The following is a 22,983-nucleotide window of genomic DNA, read 5'->3' on the forward strand; positions in this document are numbered from 1 at the left end:
AAAAAATTTCTAGACTATTTTTAATATTGTTGCTGTTGAAAGAATACATTTGATCGCTCAGAAAAAGATAATCAACAAGCCAAAACTACAGTAATACTAAACAGTTACCTGAACGTTCCCTAGAATTCGTGTTCAAAAAAGAAAAAGACAGATGAGAGCTTGTTGAGCTCCTAACTGTCTGATTCATTCCTTGGTCACCACATACTAAACCTAATTCGTCACAGAAATCTCATGTCTAAAATTGCTCTACAATTCGATCCTGTAAACAGCAATAACCCGCTAATTTAGCGGGTTTTTACCATCGAGACGAACCGTTCCACAATATATATCGCCGCGTAATGATCAGGGCTTTTTGTACTTTTATGGAGACAAGGCCAGAGGATCCACAATGATTACCTTCTTGGTTTCAATTCCCGTTATTCCATTAAAAGGATTTTAATTTTCCATATTTTCTGTTAAATGATTGGTCGCTCGACGTAAGGTAAACAATCCCTTCAACCAGACCGATGATAGACGGGATTCCAGTCCAACAAAAAAGTAAATAAACGATGCCCAATCCGATATTATCCAAATAAAAGTGGTGTAGCCCCAAACCTCCAAGTAAAATGGCAAAGATTCCGGCGGTTGTCTTGCTTTTGTTGGAAACATATATGTTGTTATTCATATTGTTCATGTTGTTCATGTTATTGCTATTCATGTTATTTATATTGTTCATGTTCGGGTTATTCATGTTGAGCGCAGCCGACACGGTTTCCAAGATTTCTTTGGCATCCATCGTAGAGTTCGAATTAGTCGTTGTCGTTGTTTGCACGAAGGTATTTGAAGATTGCTGCCGATTTGAAAATTGAGGTTGGCTAACAGAGATGTTTTCACCACAATATTTACACTCTGTTACATTGGGGCCGACTGGAGCTCCACACGCTGGGCAGTTATTTGTGCTCATACGAACATCTCCTCGTTATTTGTATTACCTTACATTTAAAACTTCCCTGTTGACAATAAGTGCTCGGGTTTCATCAATCAGCCTTTGAATATCAACCAAATTTTTTACTAATGTGTTAGGACGCATATATAATTGCAAGTAATCCAAATTGCTCCGGATTGTATTTTCGAGTTCAAGAACAGCGCTGTTTCCAGTAATTCTTCCAAAAGGAGTCGAAGCATGAATTCGCTCTTTTAACGCTTTGAAGGAATGAATAATGGGCAAGATTCCCTCGGCATTTTGTTCTGCAGTAAGCGAGGCTTCAATATACATTAGCTGCATATGGATAGATGTCTTATTCGACTGCTCCAATTCAACCTGATACTCATTCTCTATCTCACGCTTTGAAAAAAATAATAAAACGGAAAGCACACCGATGACAACCGCCAAAGTAAGCAATTCCCAACCTAGGTACCAAACCGTACTTCCAACAATAAACCATACAGAAATGAGATTAGAAATAGCCAAATACATGATCGATACGGTAATAGTCGCTATTGGATAAACAATACCTTTTCCCTTTGACAATAATCTTGGGAAAATTACAGAAGCACTAAAAAAACATAGTCCAATCAACAAAATCATCGACATTAAAGCTAGTTTTACAGGTGCAAGAAACAACAAACCGAAGAACATGCTAATAAAGATCACAATAACCGCAATGTCAAAAACCAGAACTCCCAACAATTTAAGTGATCTGGCTAATGAAAAATTGAAATTACTCATCTTCACTCCTCCAATTTAGTGCCGCAATCTGAACAGAACTTGGTTCCAGGCTTATTGTCGGTATGACATCCGGGACAAGTTTTATGCAGCATCGATTTGCCGCAATTTGAACAAAACTTGGCATTCTCATCCACTGCAGTGCCGCATGAGTAGCAGTCGATTTGAGCCGTTACAAGCTTTTCTCCACAGCTGCAGCAGAATTTAGCTCCTGACTCATTCATTTCCCCGCACTTCTTGCATGGTAGTCCTTTAACGGGATTTTTTATCACATTACCTGCCGTATTGGAAAATAAGTTCCCCATCGCCAGACCCGCTCCGGCACCAAGACCTAAGCCCATACCTGCCGCAGCCATACTTCCTCCACCTTCATTGCCAGCCGCAGTTTCCATGACATCAAATGAGCGTTTAACCTGATAACGATTATCTCCTATAATGTCGAAAGCGGCCTTTTCACCCAATATTTTATTGATCGTATCAAAATCCTCATCTGGAAAATTAATCGACGACAAATTGAAATTAACGATTTGAATTCCATAGCGTTCGAACTCACCAGAAAGACTTTCTAGAGAGGTCTCTGATATCTCCTCCAATCGCGGGGCTATTTCAAGGACAGATATCTTTTGGTTAATAATGGTATCTGCGATAATTGTTTTTACCTTCGTCATAGTAACACCTTTGAAAAAGTTCATGATTGTATCATATTTAACGATCTGATCATCGCCAACAGCACCGATAAGCTCTGTTAAAAATACACGGTAATCCGTAATTTTGATTCCAAATTGTCCGAACGCGCGAACTCTCATCCTAACTGAATATTTGGGGTCGATTAAACTGATCGGATCATTTGTTCCCCAGAAAACATCAAGCTTCACGGTTTTATTTATAAAAAACACTTCTGCCGTGAAAGGAGTCCTACCACCAAAAGGAATATTAATCAAGGATTGCAAAATGGGGATATTGGGGGCGTTAAGCGTATAGGTTCCTGCGGAAAAATAGTCGAGTGCTTTGCCGCCTTTAACAAACACAGCTATTTGACCTTCACCAACAATAAGCTGCGTCCCATAAACAAAGCTTTCACCAGGATACCGATAAACCAGCCAGTTACGGTTGGCTATTCCATTAAATTTTATGACATCAATAATTGCCAAAATTATATCACTCCTACTTTGCCGCTTCCAAACTTTGTCTCCTAATTGTATTACACCTTACCTCTTTTAATCAATTATTAATTTCATTAAATGTAAGATGTTAGTATTTGAAATACAACTATTTGTCCTGTTGCTTCAGCAAAATTCCATGCAAAAAAGGCCAGTCCGCTGAATAGGAACTGACCCTTTTGTAACGATTCGGTTTGGGTTAAGGCTTGCTGTTAGGCGAATGGACCTGTAGAGCATAAGTAGCTTTATCGGTTCTAACAAATACATTAATATCGTCGGCCTGCAGCGGATCGGAGACCAGCTTGAAATGTCCGCTGCTATCCACATGTACCGTATAGGTTTGGAGAAGCTTCCCATCCCCAGCCAAATTGACTACTTTATCCAGTTGGATCGGCACGTCTTTACCTTCGTAATTTTTAAGCGTTCCCTCCACCGTGATCGTATTACCCTTATTATAGGTCGCGGTGATTGTTCCATTCACAGCTACATTCCGCTGCTCTGCCACCTGCGGAATTGCCGGTGTCTGGGCTGCAGCCGGTTTGCTGCCTTCGGCGGGCTGAGTAGGCTTAACAGGAAGTACAGCATTCAATGATGGCAGCTGGTCCTTGGGACTAGGGACAGTCGGACGGGACTTCAACTCCTTCATCAGCGGACGCATATTTTTAATGAATTGCAGTGCTTCCGCTCGCGTCAAATTATCATTCCCCAAGTACCCCTCAATACTGCGCCCGCTTTTGCCGGTTGAGTACCCTTTTGCGAGTAAATATTGAATAGCGTCATTGCCGGAATAGTAGTAACCGTCTGCCCCCGTAATCAACTCAGCTACAGCTAAACGACTCATTGCTTTATCTCTGAGCTTGTCATCCGGATATCCTTGAAGTGAACCGTTTAATGATTTGGCATATAGATACCAAGGCTCGGCCCAATGCTTACCTTCAGTATCCTTGCCTGTTTCTTTCTTGACACCATAAGCCCGAAACAGCATGGCCGCAAATTCGGCTTCTGACACATCATGATCAGGCCGAAAGGTTCCATCCTCAAACCCATTGATCATGTTTTGTTGAACCGCCCACCGAATTGTGTCTGCGGCCCAATACGTCGCGTCCACATCCTTGAACGGCAAAGGACTGGAATTTGGCTGAGAGCCTGTGCCAATGTTAGATGCCTGGACGTCTACTTTGATTTTGGCCCTCAAGCCTTGATAGCTGACTTCGATTTCAGCACCCTCTATAGCAGAAATCGCCGTAATTCGTCCCCCTTCCACTTTGACTTGATCCGGATTCGAGGAACTCCATTGAGCTTTATCACTTACATCTTCCGTTGTACGATCATCGTTAAGCAATGCAGCCTTAGCACGAACCGACTCCTCCACCTTGAGCGTCAGCGATTGCGGGTCAGCCGACAAACTAAGGAATCCGGATTGCTTCGTTATGAAAGACCATGTTTTATTGATTGGTGCCGTTATGTTATTGTGAACCACATCAGCCTCAATATGTACGGTATAGGTCATACTTCCCTCAAGCGGGTCCTTCGGAATCAGAAAAATAAAGTTTTTGTCCCCGGAGGCCAGGTTCGATTCGTCAGTATGGTAATAAGGAATTTCATTGCCGTTCTTATCCTTAATGCTAGCTGATTTAAATACCAAATTCCCGGCGAGAGGCCCATTCGAGATGGAAATCGGATATCCAACAACTGTGTTTTCTTTGGCATGCGGCCTTAGCGGATTCGGAAATTCAGCTGCAAACCAGCTCCGCGGAACATCCGTTTGATTCGGATACGGATAGTAGACCTGAGACAGACTGTATTTATCCTCATCCACATTCGTACTGCCCGGATTAATGACTGTACTAAGTCCTGGACCCTCTACGTTAATGCCGACTCCTACTTCTGAATAATTCGGATCCAATAGTACGATCCGGTGATAAGGGGCATCGAGCAGCGATCGAACCGCAGCATTATTGTCATTGGCCATGAAGGCAATGGTTTCTCCCGATTGAATGAAAGCTCCCCATTGGGAATTAATGTAACCGAAAGCCAGCATCCGCTCCTGCGGCGAAATCCCGGTAAAGCCCGTTTGTCCCGCCAGCTCATTATGAGCATCAAGGCCCATTGCGAGAATTTGCTGTTGACTGAAGGAATTCAAATAATTGCTGTGCGCCTGCGAGGCTTTGTCGAGCTTGTCATTCTGCTGAAGCGGTTGGACTCCAACAGCTTGTCTCATTTCATTCAGATATCGGATCGCTGATTCCTTCTGTTGGTTAATAACAGACAGGTTTTTGCCGCTGAATGGATCCGTATTATTACTGACGAACACAGTAGCCGTAGCTTGTATCGTACCGAAGACGGCTGTAATTGTTGTTTTCCCCTGCTTAAGGGCCGTGATGCCGCTCGGGCCTACAGTGGCGATGTCAGGGTCAGATGAGGAATACGTCGCCTTATCCGTAACGACAATCGTATGGTAATTGTAACCACCCTTCAACGTAAAGGTACGAACCTCACCTGTATGTAAAGAATAATTGGGCGTATCGAACGACAGATTCATCGGACTGAACACCTCAAAGGTCTTCGTGCCTGACACTCCGCCATACACAGCAGTGATAATCGTACTGCCGAATAGATTACCGGTAGTGGTCCCATCGGTCGTCATCGTCCCTACGTTCGGGTTGCTCGAAGAGTAGCTGGCAGATGCCGTAACGTCCTTCTCCGTACCATCGTCCATTGTTGCTAGCACCTTGTATCGCACCGGAATGCTATAAGGCAGTCCACCCGCACCATAATATTGGTTGTTAACGGGATTTTCCTCAATCCGAATGTACGTAACATTAGCAGCCACGGCGTGCGAGGATGAGACAATAAGTCCGAAACAAACGAATAGGATCATAAAGCTTTTCATAAATGTTCTCAATGTTTTTCCCCTCTTTTTGAAATCATGTCATAAATAAGTTAATCGGTTCAAAGGGTTTCAATTATTAGTGCTGCTCACTTACTATCTATGATCCCATTCACTGAGCGTATCTTTGAATGATTCGCCGCCGCATGATGATAAGCTTGTTTGGAAAGAACTTAATTTCCTTGTGAATATCCAATGCTGTGGATATGTTCATATCTTCACATAAAGTTATGCACAGCAAGACTTTGGTGCCTGTGCGTATTGTGGATAAACCTGTGTACAATTAATCCGGCAGCATCTATTGAAGTTATCTTTTCTTGCAGATTATAATAGCGTCTTCGACTCCTAGTGCTGTTAACGTCGACACAATTTGTGCGTGATTACATACCATACCTATAAGATTGTTGGTATGATTAAACGTTGGAGTTGGTGACATTCATATGATCTATACAGCTCTTGGAGATTCCATTACATTTGGAGAAAATGCTTCCTCTTTGGCAAAAGCATATCCCCATTTAACTGTGTCTATCTTAAATTCAAGCTCGTGTAAGGTTCGTGGGCTGGTTTTGGCTCGGCCTGGTTGGAGCAGCTATGATCTATTGGATGCTGTGATATGGCGGGGAGACTCTATAATCAGTCGTTCTGCTGTAGTTTCAGTATGGATCGGAGGAGTGGATTTAGCTAATGCGGCACTATTTTCATTTAAAACCAAGCAACCATTAGCTGCCAAACAATTTGTGGCCAACTATAGGCGAAATTTAAGTGGCATTCTTACTCGAATAAAAAAAGGAAGCCGCGCCCGAGTCATTTGCTGCACGCAATATAATCCGTTTCCAAACAGCCCTCTTGCGGTTGAATGGGTGGACGGATTAAATCGTACGATTAACGAGCTCGCCCGTAGTTACGATGCAGCTGTAGCTCCCGCTCATGCATGGTTTGAAGGAAAACAGGCAGATCTTATATATGGATATCAAAATGGAAAGATCGAAGACGCGCTGAGCGGATTTTTGCCTATTCATCCGAATGATCGGGGGCATCGAGTTATCGCAACGAAATTGGCTCCATATCTGATCCTCCAGAAGTAGTTTGCAATGGTGTATGCTGACTGAACCTGTTATCAGTGATTGCTTACCCAGAAATCTGTATAATGCGAAAAAGCACCGGCCGAATGGTCAGTGTTTTTTGCTTTTTGTGGAGATGAGCAAGCGTGTGGCAAATCGACAATTCGCCGCCGCGCAATGCTAGGACTTTTGGTGAGGCGGCTTAGTTTTGACTCTCGATTTGAATGTTCATGTAACTATTTCCGTTAACGCAACCTATACAATTTGCTTTTGGTGGAAAAGGTAGTGTGATATTGAAAACTGCGGGAAAAATGAGTCCAAGGTTGGAAAACAGTTCCTACCGTTTTTAGAGCTTCCCTTCAGCAAGCCAAGGTAAAAATCCATCCAGATATCGCTCTGTTGCCGGCATGAAATAGGAGCCAAAATGGTGTTCAGGGTCCAAGGTTGTGACTATTAACGTCCCTGGTGTACTCACCTTGTCTACATATAGAATGGCTCCATGATCTTCGGTAGCAATTAAAATGTCCACGCCTTCAGGAGGCCAGTACACCCCATGCTGGTGCCAGGTTGCATCTTCCAGCGTTATGTAAGTAAACAAATCATGTTCAGGCTGGGTAAGCACGAGTCCGCTTGATTGCTCCTTATCCAGCCACCACCAGAAGTTGGTCGGCCTATGCTCCCATTTCTGCCCGGCAAACCAGCTTGTAGGCTGTGGGCCATGGATAACAACCGCACCTCCCCGCTCCAAAAAGGCATCGATCTTGGCTTTAGATTGGACAACCAGTCCTTGATGTAATTGCGAAGGAACGAACAATACATCGATCCCATCAAGCGAATGCTGGGCAAAATCCGGCAGGTAGATGATTTCACTTAAATAACGGCGGTATTTGGGCTCGTTCAAGCAGCGGAAATGCTGTGAGTTTCCGCTGTATAATGCAGCAATTTTCCTCATGAATGGACGCCCCTCTCCGTAATCCGACTATGCTCCTCAAGGATCCAGGCAATCAATTGAGCACCGATCCGGCTAGCCGTCGACTGGTCGTTATAGGAAAGTAGATCATTGCCAGAATGGACAATAATCGTTCCCTTCGTGCTTACACGATCGATATAAGTAATAAGTTCTCCGCCTGGAAGAGACAACAACCCTTCCGCTCCAATCGGAAGGGGATGATGGCCACGAGCGAAAAACCCCGAAACCCCTTTCCTATACGTCATATCCTCTGTTAATACACCCTCGAATATAGGATGGGGCTGCGCAATAGAAACAACATAATCTTGATAGTTCCGGATACTTTTCGGAACGAATGCTTGGGCGCCAGGTAACCATTCGCGGAATAGGTGGCCGCTAAATAACAGCACTTTACCCTGATTAAGAAATTCACGGATGATTTCCTTCTCCCGATATAGAAATTCCTGATCCGTTAACCCGCTTACTACCATACAGATATGTTCAGATGAATCATAACTCGGAAGGTCATATGCATCAAGAAAGGTAAAGTCCTCTTTAAACTGAAGATTCCTTATATGATCCTGGCTAAAGCTGCTGTCTGAATGCAGCATGAGAAAGTTTTTGTTACTCATGCGATTGATCCTTCGGCCAGCCAAGGAAAGAAGCCATCTAGAAACCGTTCCGTTGCCGGCATGAAGTAAGACCCGTAATGGAATTCGGGATCCAGTGTGGTTACAATCCATGTTCCCGCTGTACTCACCTTATCTATATACAGAATAGCTCCGTTATCTTCCGTCGTGATGAGCACCTCTGCGCCTGCCGGAGGCCAGAATACACCATGATAGTGCCAGGTTGCATCCTCCAGCGTTAAATACTTAAACAAGTTGTGCTCGGGCTGTTGTAATTCAAGCCCGCTCTTTGCATCCTTATCCAGCCACCACCAGAAGTTCGTCGGTCTGTCCTCCCAATTTTGCAAGGGAACACAGTCCGAGCTCTGCGGCCAGAATAATACGACTGTTCCTCCATTATCGGCAAACCTTCGAATCCATGGTGTAATACGCTCCAATAAGCCCGCATGCAGTCGCGAAGGAACAATGATGACATCGTATTCATCAAACGATGTTTCTGTAAGTTCTGGAATATATAGAATATCTGACAAATATCGGTTGTATTTAGGTTCATTCCAACTGCGGTACTGATAAGATACTCCTGCGTATAACGCTGCGATTTTCCTCATTGTGCTACACTCCTTTGTTGAAGGTGAACATATTCATTTCGAATCCATTCGATCAATCTTTTCGTAATCTGTCCAGTCGATTCAGCCGGATCCTGGTAGCCGAGCAGTGCATTACCTGAGCTAACGAATAAGGTTCCCTCTGTACTGACACGGTCAATATACAGAGTAGGCTCACCGTCAGGCAGGGTCAGCAGCACTTCTGCTCCTTCCGGTAGTGGATGATGCCCCCGTGCAAAAAAGCCGGCAACACCCTTCCTATAGGACAATTCATTCGTATCCACACCTTCAAAGATCGGATGAGCTTGGTGAAAGTTGACCTCATAATCCCGATGACTGCTAATCTCCTTGGGGATAAATGAAGAAGCACCCGGCAGCCATGGAAGAAAGAGATGCCCTCCGAAAACAAGCACCTTGCCACTATCGACAAATTTGCGAATTTTCTCCTTTTCCCTCAGCAGCAGTTCCTGATCAATAGAGCCTTGAATAATGAGCGCAATATATGGCTCCAAATTTGCATTGGGAAAATCATACACATCCAGCATAGTAAACGTATGTTGAAGGGAAACCTCCCCCATACCTACACTTTGTGCATTAAGCAATAAAATATCTTTATTATCCATCGTTCCCATCCTCTCCTTAGTCTACCTCTCATCATGGAGTCGATAGCAAAAGCAGCTTGCCGCTCGACTGCTGCAAGTAGGTTGCATTGGCTGCGCCCTCTAACGCTCTTAACTCCTCATAAGGAAGCTGAAAGCCTTTAAGCTCTTCTAACAATACAGCCGGCATCAAAAATCCGTTGTAAAATCCAGATTCGAATTGCAGCTCAGCATCATCCTGATCATTCTTTAATACTTGACCGATTAGAATCACATTTGCACCCGGCTGCTCAAACACGGTATAGATGTGATCAGAACGAAAGAAATAATGCAATGTGCTTCTTTCATTCAGCCACTCTTCTTTCAGTTCATAAGAGGCATCCTTAGAGACTGCCATCCCAGAGCGTGCAACTGCCCATTCCTTCCATTTACTCGTCACCAGCTGTTTATCCTGTTCAAGCGCAGCTACGAACTTGTCCTCTACTTCACTGACCCAATCGATATCTAGGAAGTTGGATTTCTCCTCCAACGTATATTCCTTCACACTGTCAAGATACGGCTGCCTCAACGCCAAATTTCTCCCGATCGTATCCAGCAGCTCTCGGTATCCGGATAAGGTATCCTTCGTCACAACAAGCTGTGAATAGTCCATATGCAGTTGTTCGAGCTCCTGGAGATAGGCATTCATATTACGCTCCATCAGCCACTGATTGCTAAGTAGATCCACGACATTACTCGATTGCTGCAGCATGCTGAGCCACATATCCAAGCCCTGCTCATTGTAGAACAGCAATTTATCGACGGCTATCGTCTGCTTCAGCTTGTATTCCTTTTCCATTACATTCATGCGAGGATGTAATTCGCCTATCTCGGCTTCAATCGAAACGATTTCCCGCTTCAGCTTATCCGTCGTTGACTCATCATGAACGGAGGCCAAATACTCCGCGAAGGCACCTGTCAAATGTGCATATACATTCGCTGCGACAACTAATAGAAACACCGACAGCAACAGTACAACCAGCCGCTTATACATGCTTGATTGTCCCTCGGGTAGATAAATAGCTGGCAAGCACAGCTATGAAGCAGCCTGATAGCAGCATGCAGAGCATCATTCCATTAAGTGTCGTTGACGTAAAATGGAAAACGAAAGGAAATTGCCGCTCCAATGCAACAAACATATATTCACTGATCACATATAGAGCAATGGCTGCCATTGTGCTGCCAATAAATCCGATCAGCAGTCCCTCGAACATGAATTGACCTTTAACATGCAGGGGCTTGGCTCCAAGCAGCAGCTTCACACGAATTTCCTTTAACCGCTGGTATAATGCCAGTTTCACTGCTAAGAACACAGTCAAAAAAGCAATAACAACGAAGAATACGAGCAGAATAGACCCAAATGTATTCAATAGATTCGACCAATAGATAACCTGTTTGGCAAGCTTCTGAGGGTAAATAACTTCGGTTATACCGGGTATTTGGCGCAGCTGCTCAGCAATTGGCTCGACCAGATCATAATCAACTAGCTCTAATCGAACAGCATCCGGAAGATCACTATCCTTAAATGTCTGAAGCAGATATTCCTTACCTTGGAAGAATCCACTCAAGCTGGCAAGCAGCTGCTCCCTCGTCTCGACGTTAGCCGATTTCACAAAATTTTTACTCTTCATGATCCTTGCAATATCCTGTACATCAACTGCCGAATCCACATAAACCTTCACACCGATTTGCGACTGCATATAGCTCATCACACCCACAAGCCCCGAGCGAAGCAAGAGCAAGCTCCCCAGTAAAATCATGGCCATGAATATAAGCGCTGCCGCAGCAAGCGCTGCACCTAAATTACGTGCTATCCCTTCCCTCGCATCCCTAAGATAGTACTTAAATAAGTTCATTTGCAGTTACCCTTCCATCGATCATCTTCCATGCTTTGGATGGGAATTCAGCTACAAGCCGATCGGAGTGCGTAACGACCAGCATCGCAAGCTGCGATTCCACTTGAAGCTCCAGCAGCAGTCGGACAATATCAGAAGCGGTTTCCGAATCGAGGTTGCCTGTTGGCTCATCCGCTAAAATAATTGCAGGACGATTCAATAACGCCCGTATGATCGCCACACGCTGCTGCTCTCCGCCTGACAGCTGATCGGGATAAGCGTTTTCCCTTCCCTCCAGTCCGACTCGCAGCAGCAAACGCTTAATTTCATCCACCATATCGCTATGGGAGACACCTACAACCTCTCCAGCCAAAGCAATATTCTCGAACACGGTTTTGCGCTCAAGCAGCTCAAAGGATTGAAAGATGACGCCAATCTTCCTTCTTAGCTCAAACTTCGGAATGCTCTCAATCGGTTGACCTGCAATGTCAATTCGCCCTGAGAAATCACCGATATCTCGATATAACAGCTTGAGCAGCGTACTTTTACCCGATCCTGAACGTCCTTGAAGGAAGGCGAATTCCCCCGGAGCCAAATGCATATTCAAATCCTGGAGCACGTGACGTTCACCATACTTTTTGTTAAGCGATTGGATGCGAATCATGCTAGTATACTCCCTCCTCGCTGTGAGCCGATCATGATACTGATCAAAAGTGATTCAGTTCCAAGAGGGCTGAAATTAAGCTTTGGGTAAAGGGATGCTGTGGGTTATCGATCACCTGCTTTGGACTACCCGACTCCACAATGACACCCCGATCAAGTACGATTAGACGGTCGCAGAAATTATAGGTTAAAGCAAGATCATGGGTAATAAAAATGCACGACGAGTGATTTTTTTTACGCAGTTGATCCATAAGCTCCAGCAGATCCAGTCTAAGGGATGAATCCAGCATCGAAGTCGGCTCATCGGCAATGATGAGTCTTGGATTGCATACGAATGCACGTGCCAAGCCTACTCTTTGCCGTTCCCCTCCTGACAGCTCATGTGGATAACGATTCATATAACGCTCGGGAGATAAGCTTACCTCCGATAAGGCATTGCTTACTAGCTTCCATAGCTGCTCATTATCATTCTTATATGTCTTTTGAATCTTCAGCGGCTCCGCCACCAGCTGGCCAATAGTCATACGCGGAGATAAAGACTCGTAGGGATCCTGAAAAATCATTTGTATCGAGCTTGTCACTGCTTTCCTCCGGGCACCCCTAAGACGCAAAATATCATGACCTTCGTAATGAATTGATCCCTGATTGGCGCTTTCCAGACCTGCGATAATACGTCCAATTGTACTTTTCCCTGCTCCACTGACACCGACAAGACCGATCGTTTCGTTGTGCATAAGCTTGAAGTCTATCCCATTCAAGACAGCTGCATGTTTCAACGAGCTGCTTGAATTTCCATAGGTTTTACTTAAGCCACGAACATCAAGCAGCAGTTCATTTGTCATATCGTTCCCCCCAGCACCAGTTCAGCTTGCTGAGAGCCCTGATCAGCATGGATATTACGTTTATTCAATCGTGGAATGGAATCGATCAAACGTCGGGTATACAGATTATCCGATGTGTAAGCAATCCGCTCTGTCGCTCCCTCATCAACAATCTCACCATGCTTCAAAATGACAATCCGGTCAGCAAGCCGCAGCACGACTGGCAAATCATGGGAGATGAATATCATAGACAGTCCAAGCTGCTTCTGTAAGCTTCTCAGCAGATTAATAATCTCAACCTGAACCTTGACATCAAGTCCGGTTGTCGGCTCATCGGCGATAACGAACTCCGGTTCGTTAATTAAAGCCATTGCAATTACGACTCTTTGGCGCATTCCGCCGCTTAATTCATGCGGATAAGAGGAACCAGTGCGGGCAGCCATACCTACCTGTTCAAGCAATTGATCGATCCTTCTATTTAAGCTCTCTTTGTCCATTCTACGATGGCAAAGAACCGCTTCAGCCATTTGCTTACGAATCGTTAATACGGGATTGAGTGCATTCATTGCAGCTTGTGGAATCAAAGCAATCTTACTGCCCCTAAGCTTGCGCAGCTCCTCCATCGAGAGCGAAGCAAGATCGCAGCCATACAAACGGACATAGCCCTGCTGGACCTCCCCCGGAGGCTTCAATAATTGCATAATAGCTGCCGCTATCGTAGATTTTCCGCTACCCGACTCGCCGACAATGCCGACAACCTCGCCTTTTCCAACCTTAAAGCTGACCTGGTTCAAAGCTTTTACCATCCCCTGATCCTTCGGATAGACGACTGTCAGATTATCCACCTCAATAATTGAGTTCAAGGATTCATCCAAAGTGAGCTTGCCATTACGAGCCTGTTTATTCTTGCCGGAAGCTACACGATAGACACTCCGTAGTCGAGGACTTACCCGTTCTTCCATCCAGTAACCAATAAAAGAAAAACCTAGTACGGTGATGACGATACCTAAGCCCGGCGGTAATACCCACCACAACCAAGCATCCGTAAGAAACGCACCGCGTGCATTGGCGTAATACAACATGCTGCCCCAGCTTTTCGTCAAGGGATCACCCAGACCAAGGAAGCTTAAACTTGATTCCATCATGATTGCCACATTTACGGTCTGCACGAATTGCGGAATAATTAAAGGAATTATTCCAGGAAAAATATGCTTGCACAATAAATAAATATCACCCGCACCCATTGAACGAGCGGCCAATACAGGCCCCCGGGTTCGGAGGGATAAAATCTGTGAACGCGTTTCCCGTGCTACCTTGGACCACATGACCAAGGCGATTACCATAATCTGCGTCGTCCAGCTTGGCCCCATGAATACCCCGATGACAATCATGAGCGGCAAAAAAGGCAATGTCATGCTAACATCGATAATTCTCATAAATATCGCATCAATCCGCCCGCCCCAATAACCGGCCACAAGTCCTATTAGGGTACCAATGACCATTACGGCGAGAGCGCCTAGAAATCCGACAGATAATGACACTCGAGCCCCAACAACAAGCTCTGCTACGATGTCCTGTCCGAGATCATTCGTCCCCAGCCAATGGTCACTTGTCGGAGCAGATAACGGTGCTCCTGACCTCTCCTTAGCATCGTGTTTCACCAGGGATGGTCCTGCAATAGCCAGAACCAGCATAAAGAGCAGCATGCTAAAACCTATTATGCCCATTTTTCCAGACATACCTGTTAAGCCTAGTCTATTATATAGCCTGCTACTCATACAGATCCCTCCACTGGTTTGCGAATACGAGCCCGAGGATCAACGAGTGGATAAGTTAAATCAGCCAACAGATTAGCTAGTATAACCCCGATGGTAATCATTAAGAATACTCCCTGCATTAACGCATAATCGCGCGCAATCACACTCTCAAACAATAAGCTTCCGATACCTGGATAAGAGAATACCGTTTCTACAACAACGGCTCCGCTGACCAATATACCCAGACTCATCGTGATATGGGTATACACAGGCAGCAACGCATTGCGCAGAGCATGCTTGTATATGATACCGCTCTTGCGTACACCTTTGGCTTCCGCCATCATCATATAATCCTGTCCCAATGTATCGAGCATCGAGGAGCGAGTCAGCAGGAAGTTGGTGCCTGCCGAAGCAATAGTAATCGTAGCAACCGGAAGAATCAGATGACGTATAACGTCCATCACATAGGACCAATTATCCGCCTTAAACATCGGAGCAGCCCCAAAGGTCGGAAGCCACCCAAGCGTAACTCCGAATACGGCAATTAAAATCATCCCGACCCAGAATGCGGGCATCGACTCCAGGGTCAAAATAGCAGCCAACATGCCGACATCTCTCTTCTTCCCTCTGTTCCATGCCGCGTAGGCACCAAGGATGATCCCTATCAACGGACTTAATACCAATGCAGGTAGAACAACAATCAAGGTCCAAGGGATACGTTCTCCCAGTACAGTTGTGACTGGCTTACCGAATTTAGTCGAGCTTCCCAGATCAAACCGAACAGCTCCGCCCATAAACCTGCCATATTGCTCGATCACTGTACCATCCAAACCGAGCTGCTTCTCAATCTGCTCGCGTTTCTCAGGAGTGAGCTCATTCGCTGTTTCAGCGCCGATAACGAATGACAACGGGTCACCTGGTGCAAGGCGAGGCAAAGCGAAATTAATGGTAAGAGCAACAATAATAACAAATGCATACTGCATAAGCTTACGACCAAGCCTCAGGAGGAAGACCCTTCTTCCTGAGGCTTGTAATGGTTTTCCATTCATAGAAGAGTCCTTTCTCCCTTTCTTGCAAACCTTTTATTTCGTACCTGTTGCTATCTTTCTTCCCGCTTCATTCAATAACGAATATTTATGGAAGATACCAAAACCAGGGGATTGAATCCATGAATCGAACCGATCCGAGCGATACGCCCAGTTTTGCTCTGGATAGAAGAGCGCAAGACTCGTTGGTTGACGGTTAAACAGCTTTTGCATATCGAACGATACCAGCTTACGACCTTCAATCGTCGACTCAGCTTTCCACTTCTCGAATAGATTATCCCATTCTGGATAAGCAAGACCCTTCTTCCACAAATAATCAGCACGATGAGACATAATGAATTGATCGGGATCAGCTACACCATGTGCTCCAATATTGCCGATAATAAGATCGAAATTTCGTTCCGAAGATATCCCCGCAAGAGTTCCTGCATCCATAACCTCCACCTTAAGGTTAACGCCTACTTTCAAGAATTGCTCCTTTAACAGCTCAGCGGTACGGATAAAGGTCGGCTCAGCGGAAGAAACAGCCAGTCTTATATCAAGCTTCTTACCGTCCTCTGATTCGCGGATGCCATCTCCATCGCGATCAATAAGCTTCAGACTGTCCATAATGCTCTGGGATTGCTTGGCATCAAACGGCGCGCTCAGATTGGGGTTGGTCCAAGGTGAATCCGGATGTGGATATCCTTTGAAAGCAGGACGCGCATGTTTAAGCAATACGATATCGGTAATCGTCTGACGATCAATCGCTAACGAGAGGGCATTACGGAACTCATGAATGTTGAGCGGGAATTTCTCGTAATTGGTCCTAAGCTCAGCGATCGTAAGCTCTGGTGTTGTCGTTACCTTAATATTAGCCGCACCTTTGAAGGTGTCTAGCAATTCCGGCGGTACGCTCTTTGCTGCAGCATCGATCTCTCCGGATCGAAGCGAATTGAACATTGCAGTCTGATCCTTGATAACTGGCATATACAAGGTTTTAACAGCCGGTTTGCCCATGAAGAAATTCTCATTGGCTTCAAACTTGTAATATTGATCAGGTACATATTCGACCAGTTTGTAAGGTCCTGTTCCAACGGCCAGGTCTGTGTATTTACGTGGATTTTCTACTTTGCTCCAAATATGCTTGGCAAGGATCGGCAAGTCTGCGAAGGTTACTGTCTTCAAAGACGGGCAGGCATAGGCGCAAGTAAACTTAACCGTGGATTCATCAAGCAATGTTATTGTACTGATCTGTGGCACATCACTAACATGGTGCGAGTATCTATTTACCGGACCATCGCGGTAATACTCATAAGTAAATTTCACATCTTCTGCTGTGAAGGGTGTTCCATCGTGCCATTTGACACCGCTGCGCACCTTGACTACCCAATTAAGGCTGTCTAGTTGCTCTGCGGATTCAGCTAACCATGGCTGCGGCTCAGCCACATAGGGTGAAGGACCAAACAATTTATCAAATACCAGCTCCGTCATGAAATCAACACTAGTGGTATAAATATTGAGCGGTCCAGCATCGGTAGGGACGGCGATTTTCAATTGCTCGATTTGTTGAACCTCTGATTGCGGATTATTCGCTGCTGCATTCTCTGTTTTATTCGTGCAGGCTGTGAGCATTAATGTCGCAATTAACACACAACTTATGTAAAATCTCTTACTTCTAACAAACAACATGCTTGCATCCCCCAACAGTTTGTATTTGCTTACCTAAAATTACTCTATACTACTATCTAGAATCTATTGTGCGGTGCAGCGCACGTTCACACCGTATGGAACTAAGCTCGGCAAACTGTACAATTCCCCCCTTGCTCTCCGGGATAGATAACCATCATTAAGCTAGTGATAAATATAATATAAATGATAACGATTATCAATATCACTGAAAGGCTTGCATATTGAAATACCGAGTCTGGGCTAGTACTAATCCATCCTTATTAAAGTTTTGAATACATCAATTTATTTATTTGATACTACGCGTTTTTTGATAACCAAAAAGCCGCCCAGCGCCTTTCACCATTTGGTGAAAAGTACTGGCCGGCAGCAGTGCAAATTACGCTAAAGACAGGCGTAGTCCGCCAAAAATGATTTCCATATTGCTGATCTTGCATCCCTATGCGGCTATTTATAAGCTGCAGCGTTCAGCAATGCTTTCGTATATTCCGACTTGGGCTCGGTAAGAACAGTTCTTGTGTCGCCCAGCTCTTGAATAACTCCGTCTTTCATCACCGCAACCTGATCCGCAAATCCTGAAATCGTTTCAAGTCGATGTGTAATATATAGGATAGACATTCCTTCAGTTCGCTTCAAGGATAGCAGGAGCTGCAGCATCTCATCTTCTATGGTTGGATCTAATGCCGATGTAATTTCATCAGCAACTAGCAAAAGCGGGGACATGGACAGCGCTCTTGCTACCGCGATCCGCTGCTTTTGTCCCCCTGAGCATTCCGCAGGGTAACGTTCCAAAAAATCAGCGGGCAGCTTCACCTTGGCAAGAAGCTCTTCAGCATGAACATATGCTTTTTTCTTGGGATATCCGCTCAAACGCAGCGGCTCCGTAATAATATCCTTCACACGCCAATAGGGATTCATTGAACGGTCAGGATTTTGAAAAACAAGCTGAATACGTGAAGTTGGCTTATCCCTCTTTGGTGCTTGAAGGTTATTCGCCCAACTGATCAAGCCGCTTGTTGGCTGCTGCAAGCCAACTATCAACTCAGCCAATGTTGACTTGCCTGAACCGCTTTCTCCAATCAGTGCAAATATTTCATTGGGTTGTAACGTTAAAGAAACTTTATCCACTGCTTTGGTGATTTGCCCTTTTTCGCTGCCTGCATAATGTTTGGAAACCTCTTCTACACGTAACAACGCGTTCACTCCCAGCTGAACTTCCCGTTATCCAAATTGACGATAAAGCTGATTACCTTTTCCTAAATAATGCTGCTTCTGTTCACCCTCTATCTGCACGCCATCCTGAAGAACGATAATGTTATCGGAGATATGCAGCGCAGCAGGAATATCATGTGTGATTAATAAAAGCGTCATCTGATACTCCTTCACTTTGCTGACAAGCAGGTCGAACACTTCTCTTTTAACAATCGGATCCAATGCTCCTGTAGGCTCATCGGCAATTAGCACCTTAGGTTTGTTCACAAGCGCCAGCGCTATCAACGCTCTGCTTAGCATGCCGCCGCTTAATTGATGAGGATATAAGGACATGACATGGGCTCCTAGCTGTACCTCTACCAATGCAGCTACTGCCGCAGCTTGTTTCTGTTCCTTGCCGGTTTGCAGGCGCATCGTTTCATAAAACTGCTGGCCAATCGTCATAATCGGATTAAAGCTGTTCCTGGGATCCTGAAAAATATAGGCGGCATCAATCCATCGCTGCATCGTACATGGCACGCCGTTCATGTAAATATGGTGGCCGCCAAGCATAACGGTGCCATCCACCGCTTCATCCGGCACAAGTCCGTAAATGGTGCGAGCCATTGTCGTTTTGCCTGATCCTGATTCTCCGACCAAGGATGTGATGCTTCCCTGCTTCACCTCAAATGAAATCGGATAAATAATGCTCTTCCCACCATACGTTACTTTTAAATCGCGAACGACAATTGCTGATGGCTGTTCACCAGCCACCTCCAAATGGCAGCCAAGGGATACTTTTTCAACACAAGATTCTTCACAGCCTGTTGTATGCTCCACTTCTTTCTCGGGTACAACACGACTATCTTTACGATTCAACCTGGCTGCAAAAGGATTTCCTGTCATCTTGCTTTCTCCGATAAGCGCAAGAGCAATGGTGACAAATAGAATGGCAACTGCAGGCGGAACGATCATCCATTGCCATGCATCCGTGATAAATGTTTGGGTACGCGAGAACGCATCCTGAAGCATTTTCCCCCATGAAACTGTGCTTGGATTACCAACACCAAGAAAAGACAAGCTTGCTTCCATCGCTACGGCGGAGCGAAACGAAAGAATAAACTTTGTTCGCACAAGCGGCCAAATAAAAGGAAGCAGATGATAAACCAATATATAACCTGTCCTCCCGTTATAAAGCTGGGCTGCTCTGACAAATTCCCTTTCCTTCAGTGAAAGCACAGATGCTCGAATAAGCTTCATATATCCCGGCCAGGTTAGCAAGCCCAGTGTTAAAATTAATTGCCAAGTACCGCCTCCCGTAAAAGAAGCAACAATTAAGATGAGCAGCAAAGAAGGAAGCACCAACAGCATATTGGATAAGCCGTTTAACAGCGGATCCAGCCTTTTTGAGTAGCCCGCAAGCAATCCCAAGCTGGCACTTAAGAACGTGCTGATTAACGTTACCATCAAACCAATATACAGCGTAGTTCTAGCACCATGCACAAGCTGGCTGAAAATGTCTTGGCCAATAGCATTCGTACCTAGCCAATATTGCTTGGACGGAGGCAATAACTGGTCTGCATCTATCGTAAAAGGCGAGGTAGTGACAAGCGGGCCAAATAGGGCAACCAGAACAAAAATACCAAATAACAATAATCCAACACGCTGAGACCAGGTTAGCTTCATCCTTGCGCACCTCTTTTCACAGCGGTACGAATCCGCGGATCCAGATAAGGATAAATCATATCGGCGATAAAATTAAGAAGAAGTACAAATAACGTCATCATTAAAAACAAACCGTGCAGCAACGGGTAGTCCCGGCCAAGAATCGCCTCTTGGAGCAGCTTGCCGACACCCGGGTAAGCAAACACGGATTCCACAAGTATAGAGCCGGCCATCAGCGCCCCCATGCGAATAATAATCATCGTGACAAGCGGCAGCGCAGCGTTGCGGGCAATATGCTTGAATACAATTCCTTGCGAGCCTATTCCCTTTGCCGAAGCAAATTCAACATACGGTTCATTGCGAACACGAATAGCCTCATTACGCATAAGCAAATACATCCCCGCAAGGCTTCCGAGTGTAAGCGTAAACGCTGGCAGTACAGCATGGCGAGCTATATCTGTCGCGTGGTCCATCCATAAATCAGAGCGCAAAAATGCTGTTTTCGCGCCGCTCAGTGGAAACCATTTAAGCTTTACTGCCATTGAAACTAAAAAAAACATGCCAATGACAAACTCAGGAATCGTACTCAAGCTGAGCATGGACAAAAACAAGCCGCGATCCGTTTTACCGGGATATCGCCACGCAGAATAAAGCCCCGCAAGCAAACCGATAATAATCGAAAAAATGCTTGCAACTCCTACAATAAACAGCGTCCACGGTAAGCGCTCTATAATAATAGAGTTCACCGGCGCTTTATAATTAATGGATAAGCCGAAATCCAATGTGAAAATGCCCTTCAAATATTTTATAAACTGTTGGCCAACAGAATCATCCAAATGATAATATTCCAGCATTGCCGCCTTCTGTGCTTCCGTCAAAAACACAACGCCCTCTTCGCCGCCACCCGTAATATATTCAACGGGCCCCCCCGGCAGAAGCCGAGGAAGCCAGAAGTTCAATAATAATACGAATACCAGAACCAGCAGGTAAGAACCGTATTTATTATTTTTTAACATCAATTAGGAACACCTTGTTTTCCCATAGCGGCATACCATCAGCTATCCCGCCGTAAGTATTCTTCCACCGATCAAATGTTGCAGCTTTATGAATGTCATAGAATGGACGATGATAAAGCACTAGAGTAGGCAGCTCCTCGGCAAGGATATCTTGCATTTGGTTTACAATTACACGACGCTTTCCTTCGTCCAGCTCTTGCATTTGTTGATCAGCCAGCTTATGGAACTCATCAAGCTTCAAGCTTTTGCCTCGTGAGGACCACATGTTTGCAGCTTTGCCTGAAAACCATAGACGTAGAAAATCAGGATCTCCGCTTGCTCCGATATGGCCTGTCAAAGCGATATCATAATTATTTTCACCTAATGCGACAGCAAAAGCAGCAGCATCCAGTTGTACAAGGTTTAATTCAATACCTACCTTTTTGAGCATCTCTTTCATCATAGTTGCATCCTGCATGGTCGAAGAAGTCATCAAATTTAATTTTAAATTTTCACGCATACCATCCGCATTTTTCTTATAGCCAAGCTCATCTAATATTTTTTCAGCCTGAGCAGCGTCATAAGCGTATTGCTTAACATTTTTGTTATACCAAGGTGAATCCGTCGGAATAACACCGGCATTTCCGACCATCGGATTGCCGCCTGTTATTTTACTTGAAATTTCTTCACGATTGAGTGCATACGCAATGGCTTGACGCAAACGTTTGTCTCCAAGCTTGGCATGGTCCAAGTTAAAGGAAATCCGTACTACACTGCCAGTCGGCTCACTTTTAATTGTTTTTAAGCCTGCTTTTTCAGCGGTTTGTACATCGGCATAGCTTGAAGTATACGTTTCATCGATCTCACCGTTTTGCAATGCAAGCAATTTATTAGACGCCGCAACAAAGGCTATCTCTTTTACCAGCACTTGGCCCTTAAAGAAATTTTCATTTGCCGCATACAAATATTGTCCAGATGCAGACTCATACGTTTTCAGCTTATACGGACCTGTTCCGATCAAAGCAGCATCATCGCGGAATTCTACAGGCTTGGTTACCTTTTCCCATACATGCTTAGGAATTATCGGTACAACCCCCACCAAATCACTGAGAAACGGTGCATATTTATTATTCAGATGGAATGCTACAGTTAGATCATTGATTTTTTCTACACTTTTAATTTGACTGATGTCTCCGTTCCAATTAAACGGGTACGTTTTATAGTAGTTGAAGCTGAATACAACATCTTCTGCAGTAAATGCCTGACCATCATGCCACTTTACATTCTCTTCAAGCTTGAACGTATAGGTAAGTCCGTCATTGGTTACTTCCCATGATTTGGCGAGCCATGGAATAACACCTGTATCATCTTTCCAAGTCAGCGTATCGAAAATAAGTGAATTTCTCAAATATCCGAAAGGACCCGATGAACTAAAGGCAAATGGAGATGGATAGCCATTGTTGCTACCTGCAATTTTCAAAATATCTACTTTGGGAACTGTTGTCGCCGCAGGTGCAGGAGCCTTATCAGCCGCTTCCTGTGAGCTTTTAGGCTGGGTCTCCGTTGCCGTAGGGCTACCCGCCCCGTTTCCTCCAAGGCATCCTGTAAGGAGTAAACCAAAGCTTAACATCATTAACGCCATTGATTTTTGCATCTTCTTTGCAATCATTTCTTCTATTCTCCCCTGCTTATGATTATCATTCTC

Annotated in this window: 20 protein-coding genes; 1 reads left to right on the plus strand and 19 read right to left on the minus strand. The window is 44.9% G+C overall.

The genetic code is table 11. The features are described 5' to 3' along the window. Positions 1-424 precede the first annotated feature (424 nt). The 4 genes from NST47_RS37280 to NST47_RS36830 all read right to left on the minus strand — a co-directional run bounded on the left by NST47_RS37280 (position 425) and on the right by NST47_RS36830 (position 5,770). A complete protein-coding gene (locus NST47_RS37280; protein ID WP_445667432.1) occupies positions 425-943 on the minus strand; it encodes an NINE protein in 519 nt (172 codons plus the stop codon). A 24-nt stretch (positions 944-967) separates the two neighbouring features. After that, on the minus strand, positions 968-1,708 hold the full coding sequence (locus NST47_RS36820; protein WP_341159532.1) for a hypothetical protein: 741 nt from the start codon (positions 1,706-1,708) through the stop codon (positions 968-970). A gap of 2 nt (positions 1,709-1,710) precedes the next feature. After that, positions 1,711-2,856 carry an SPFH domain-containing protein gene (locus tag NST47_RS36825; RefSeq protein WP_341159533.1) on the minus strand — a complete coding sequence of 382 codons (1,146 nt, stop codon included), beginning with the start codon at positions 2,854-2,856 and terminating at the stop codon, positions 1,711-1,713. Positions 2,857-3,064: 208 nt separating this feature from the next. Continuing rightward, the gene (locus NST47_RS36830) at positions 3,065-5,770 is read right to left on the minus strand and encodes an S-layer homology domain-containing protein (protein ID WP_341159534.1); all 2,706 of its coding nucleotides are present in this window, start codon (positions 5,768-5,770) and stop codon (positions 3,065-3,067) included. A gap of 425 nt (positions 5,771-6,195) precedes the next feature. Here NST47_RS36830 and NST47_RS36835 point away from each other — a divergent pair, with 425 nt between their 5' ends. Beyond that, positions 6,196-6,840, plus strand: coding sequence for an SGNH/GDSL hydrolase family protein (locus tag NST47_RS36835; protein ID WP_341159535.1), 645 nt, complete (start codon positions 6,196-6,198; stop codon positions 6,838-6,840). Between the two features lie 322 nt (positions 6,841-7,162). Here NST47_RS36835 and NST47_RS36840 read toward each other — a convergent pair whose 3' ends face one another. The 15 genes from NST47_RS36840 to NST47_RS36910 form a co-directional block, all read right to left on the minus strand. Then, positions 7,163-7,768, minus strand: a complete 606-nt coding sequence (locus NST47_RS36840; protein WP_341159536.1) for a hypothetical protein — start codon at positions 7,766-7,768, stop codon at positions 7,163-7,165. Beyond that, complete coding sequence (locus tag NST47_RS36845) at positions 7,765-8,397, minus strand: phosphate starvation-inducible protein PhoH (protein WP_341159537.1); 633 nt, start codon at positions 8,395-8,397, stop codon at positions 7,765-7,767. Before NST47_RS36845 ends, NST47_RS36840 begins: the two co-directional genes overlap by 4 nt. Next, on the minus strand, positions 8,394-9,002 hold the full coding sequence (locus NST47_RS36850) for a hypothetical protein (RefSeq protein WP_341159538.1): 609 nt from the start codon (positions 9,000-9,002) through the stop codon (positions 8,394-8,396). Before NST47_RS36850 ends, NST47_RS36845 begins: the two co-directional genes overlap by 4 nt. After that, complete coding sequence (locus NST47_RS36855; RefSeq protein WP_341159539.1) at positions 8,999-9,622, minus strand: phosphate starvation-inducible protein PhoH; 624 nt, start codon at positions 9,620-9,622, stop codon at positions 8,999-9,001. The genes NST47_RS36850 and NST47_RS36855 overlap by 4 nt, the downstream gene beginning before the upstream one ends. Positions 9,623-9,653: 31 nt before the next feature. Further along, entirely contained in the window at positions 9,654-10,631 is a 978-nt protein-coding gene (locus tag NST47_RS36860) for a hypothetical protein (protein WP_341159540.1), read from the minus strand. After that, a complete protein-coding gene (locus NST47_RS36865) occupies positions 10,624-11,493 on the minus strand; it encodes a cell division protein FtsX (protein WP_341159541.1) in 870 nt (289 codons plus the stop codon). The genes NST47_RS36860 and NST47_RS36865 overlap by 8 nt, the downstream gene beginning before the upstream one ends. Continuing rightward, positions 11,480-12,136 carry a cell division ATP-binding protein FtsE gene (locus NST47_RS36870; RefSeq protein WP_341159542.1) on the minus strand — a complete coding sequence of 219 codons (657 nt, stop codon included), beginning with the start codon at positions 12,134-12,136 and terminating at the stop codon, positions 11,480-11,482. Before NST47_RS36870 ends, NST47_RS36865 begins: the two co-directional genes overlap by 14 nt. A gap of 43 nt (positions 12,137-12,179) precedes the next feature. Beyond that, the gene (locus tag NST47_RS36875; RefSeq protein ID WP_341159543.1) at positions 12,180-12,977 is read right to left on the minus strand and encodes an ABC transporter ATP-binding protein; all 798 of its coding nucleotides are present in this window, start codon (positions 12,975-12,977) and stop codon (positions 12,180-12,182) included. Further along, positions 12,974-14,734 carry a dipeptide/oligopeptide/nickel ABC transporter permease/ATP-binding protein gene (locus NST47_RS36880; protein ID WP_341159544.1) on the minus strand — a complete coding sequence of 587 codons (1,761 nt, stop codon included), beginning with the start codon at positions 14,732-14,734 and terminating at the stop codon, positions 12,974-12,976. Before NST47_RS36880 ends, NST47_RS36875 begins: the two co-directional genes overlap by 4 nt. Next, complete coding sequence (locus NST47_RS36885) at positions 14,731-15,696, minus strand: ABC transporter permease (RefSeq protein ID WP_341159545.1); 966 nt, start codon at positions 15,694-15,696, stop codon at positions 14,731-14,733. The genes NST47_RS36880 and NST47_RS36885 overlap by 4 nt, the downstream gene beginning before the upstream one ends. Before the next feature lie 99 nt (positions 15,697-15,795). Beyond that, entirely contained in the window at positions 15,796-17,430 is a 1,635-nt protein-coding gene (locus NST47_RS36890) for an ABC transporter substrate-binding protein (RefSeq protein WP_341159546.1), read from the minus strand. A 444-nt stretch (positions 17,431-17,874) separates the two neighbouring features. Beyond that, positions 17,875-18,630, minus strand: a complete 756-nt coding sequence (locus tag NST47_RS36895; protein WP_445667433.1) for an ABC transporter ATP-binding protein — start codon at positions 18,628-18,630, stop codon at positions 17,875-17,877. An 18-nt stretch (positions 18,631-18,648) separates the two neighbouring features. Continuing rightward, entirely contained in the window at positions 18,649-20,304 is a 1,656-nt protein-coding gene (locus tag NST47_RS36900) for an ATP-binding cassette domain-containing protein (RefSeq protein ID WP_341159548.1), read from the minus strand. Next, positions 20,301-21,299 carry an ABC transporter permease gene (locus NST47_RS36905; RefSeq protein WP_341159549.1) on the minus strand — a complete coding sequence of 333 codons (999 nt, stop codon included), beginning with the start codon at positions 21,297-21,299 and terminating at the stop codon, positions 20,301-20,303. The genes NST47_RS36900 and NST47_RS36905 overlap by 4 nt, the downstream gene beginning before the upstream one ends. Next, a complete protein-coding gene (locus NST47_RS36910) occupies positions 21,286-22,947 on the minus strand; it encodes an ABC transporter substrate-binding protein (protein WP_341159550.1) in 1,662 nt (553 codons plus the stop codon). Before NST47_RS36910 ends, NST47_RS36905 begins: the two co-directional genes overlap by 14 nt. Between the last annotated feature and the right edge of the window lie 36 nt (positions 22,948-22,983).

The organism is Paenibacillus sp. FSL H8-0034 (assembly GCF_038000305.1).
Taxonomy (GTDB): domain Bacteria; phylum Bacillota; class Bacilli; order Paenibacillales; family NBRC-103111; genus Paenibacillus_S.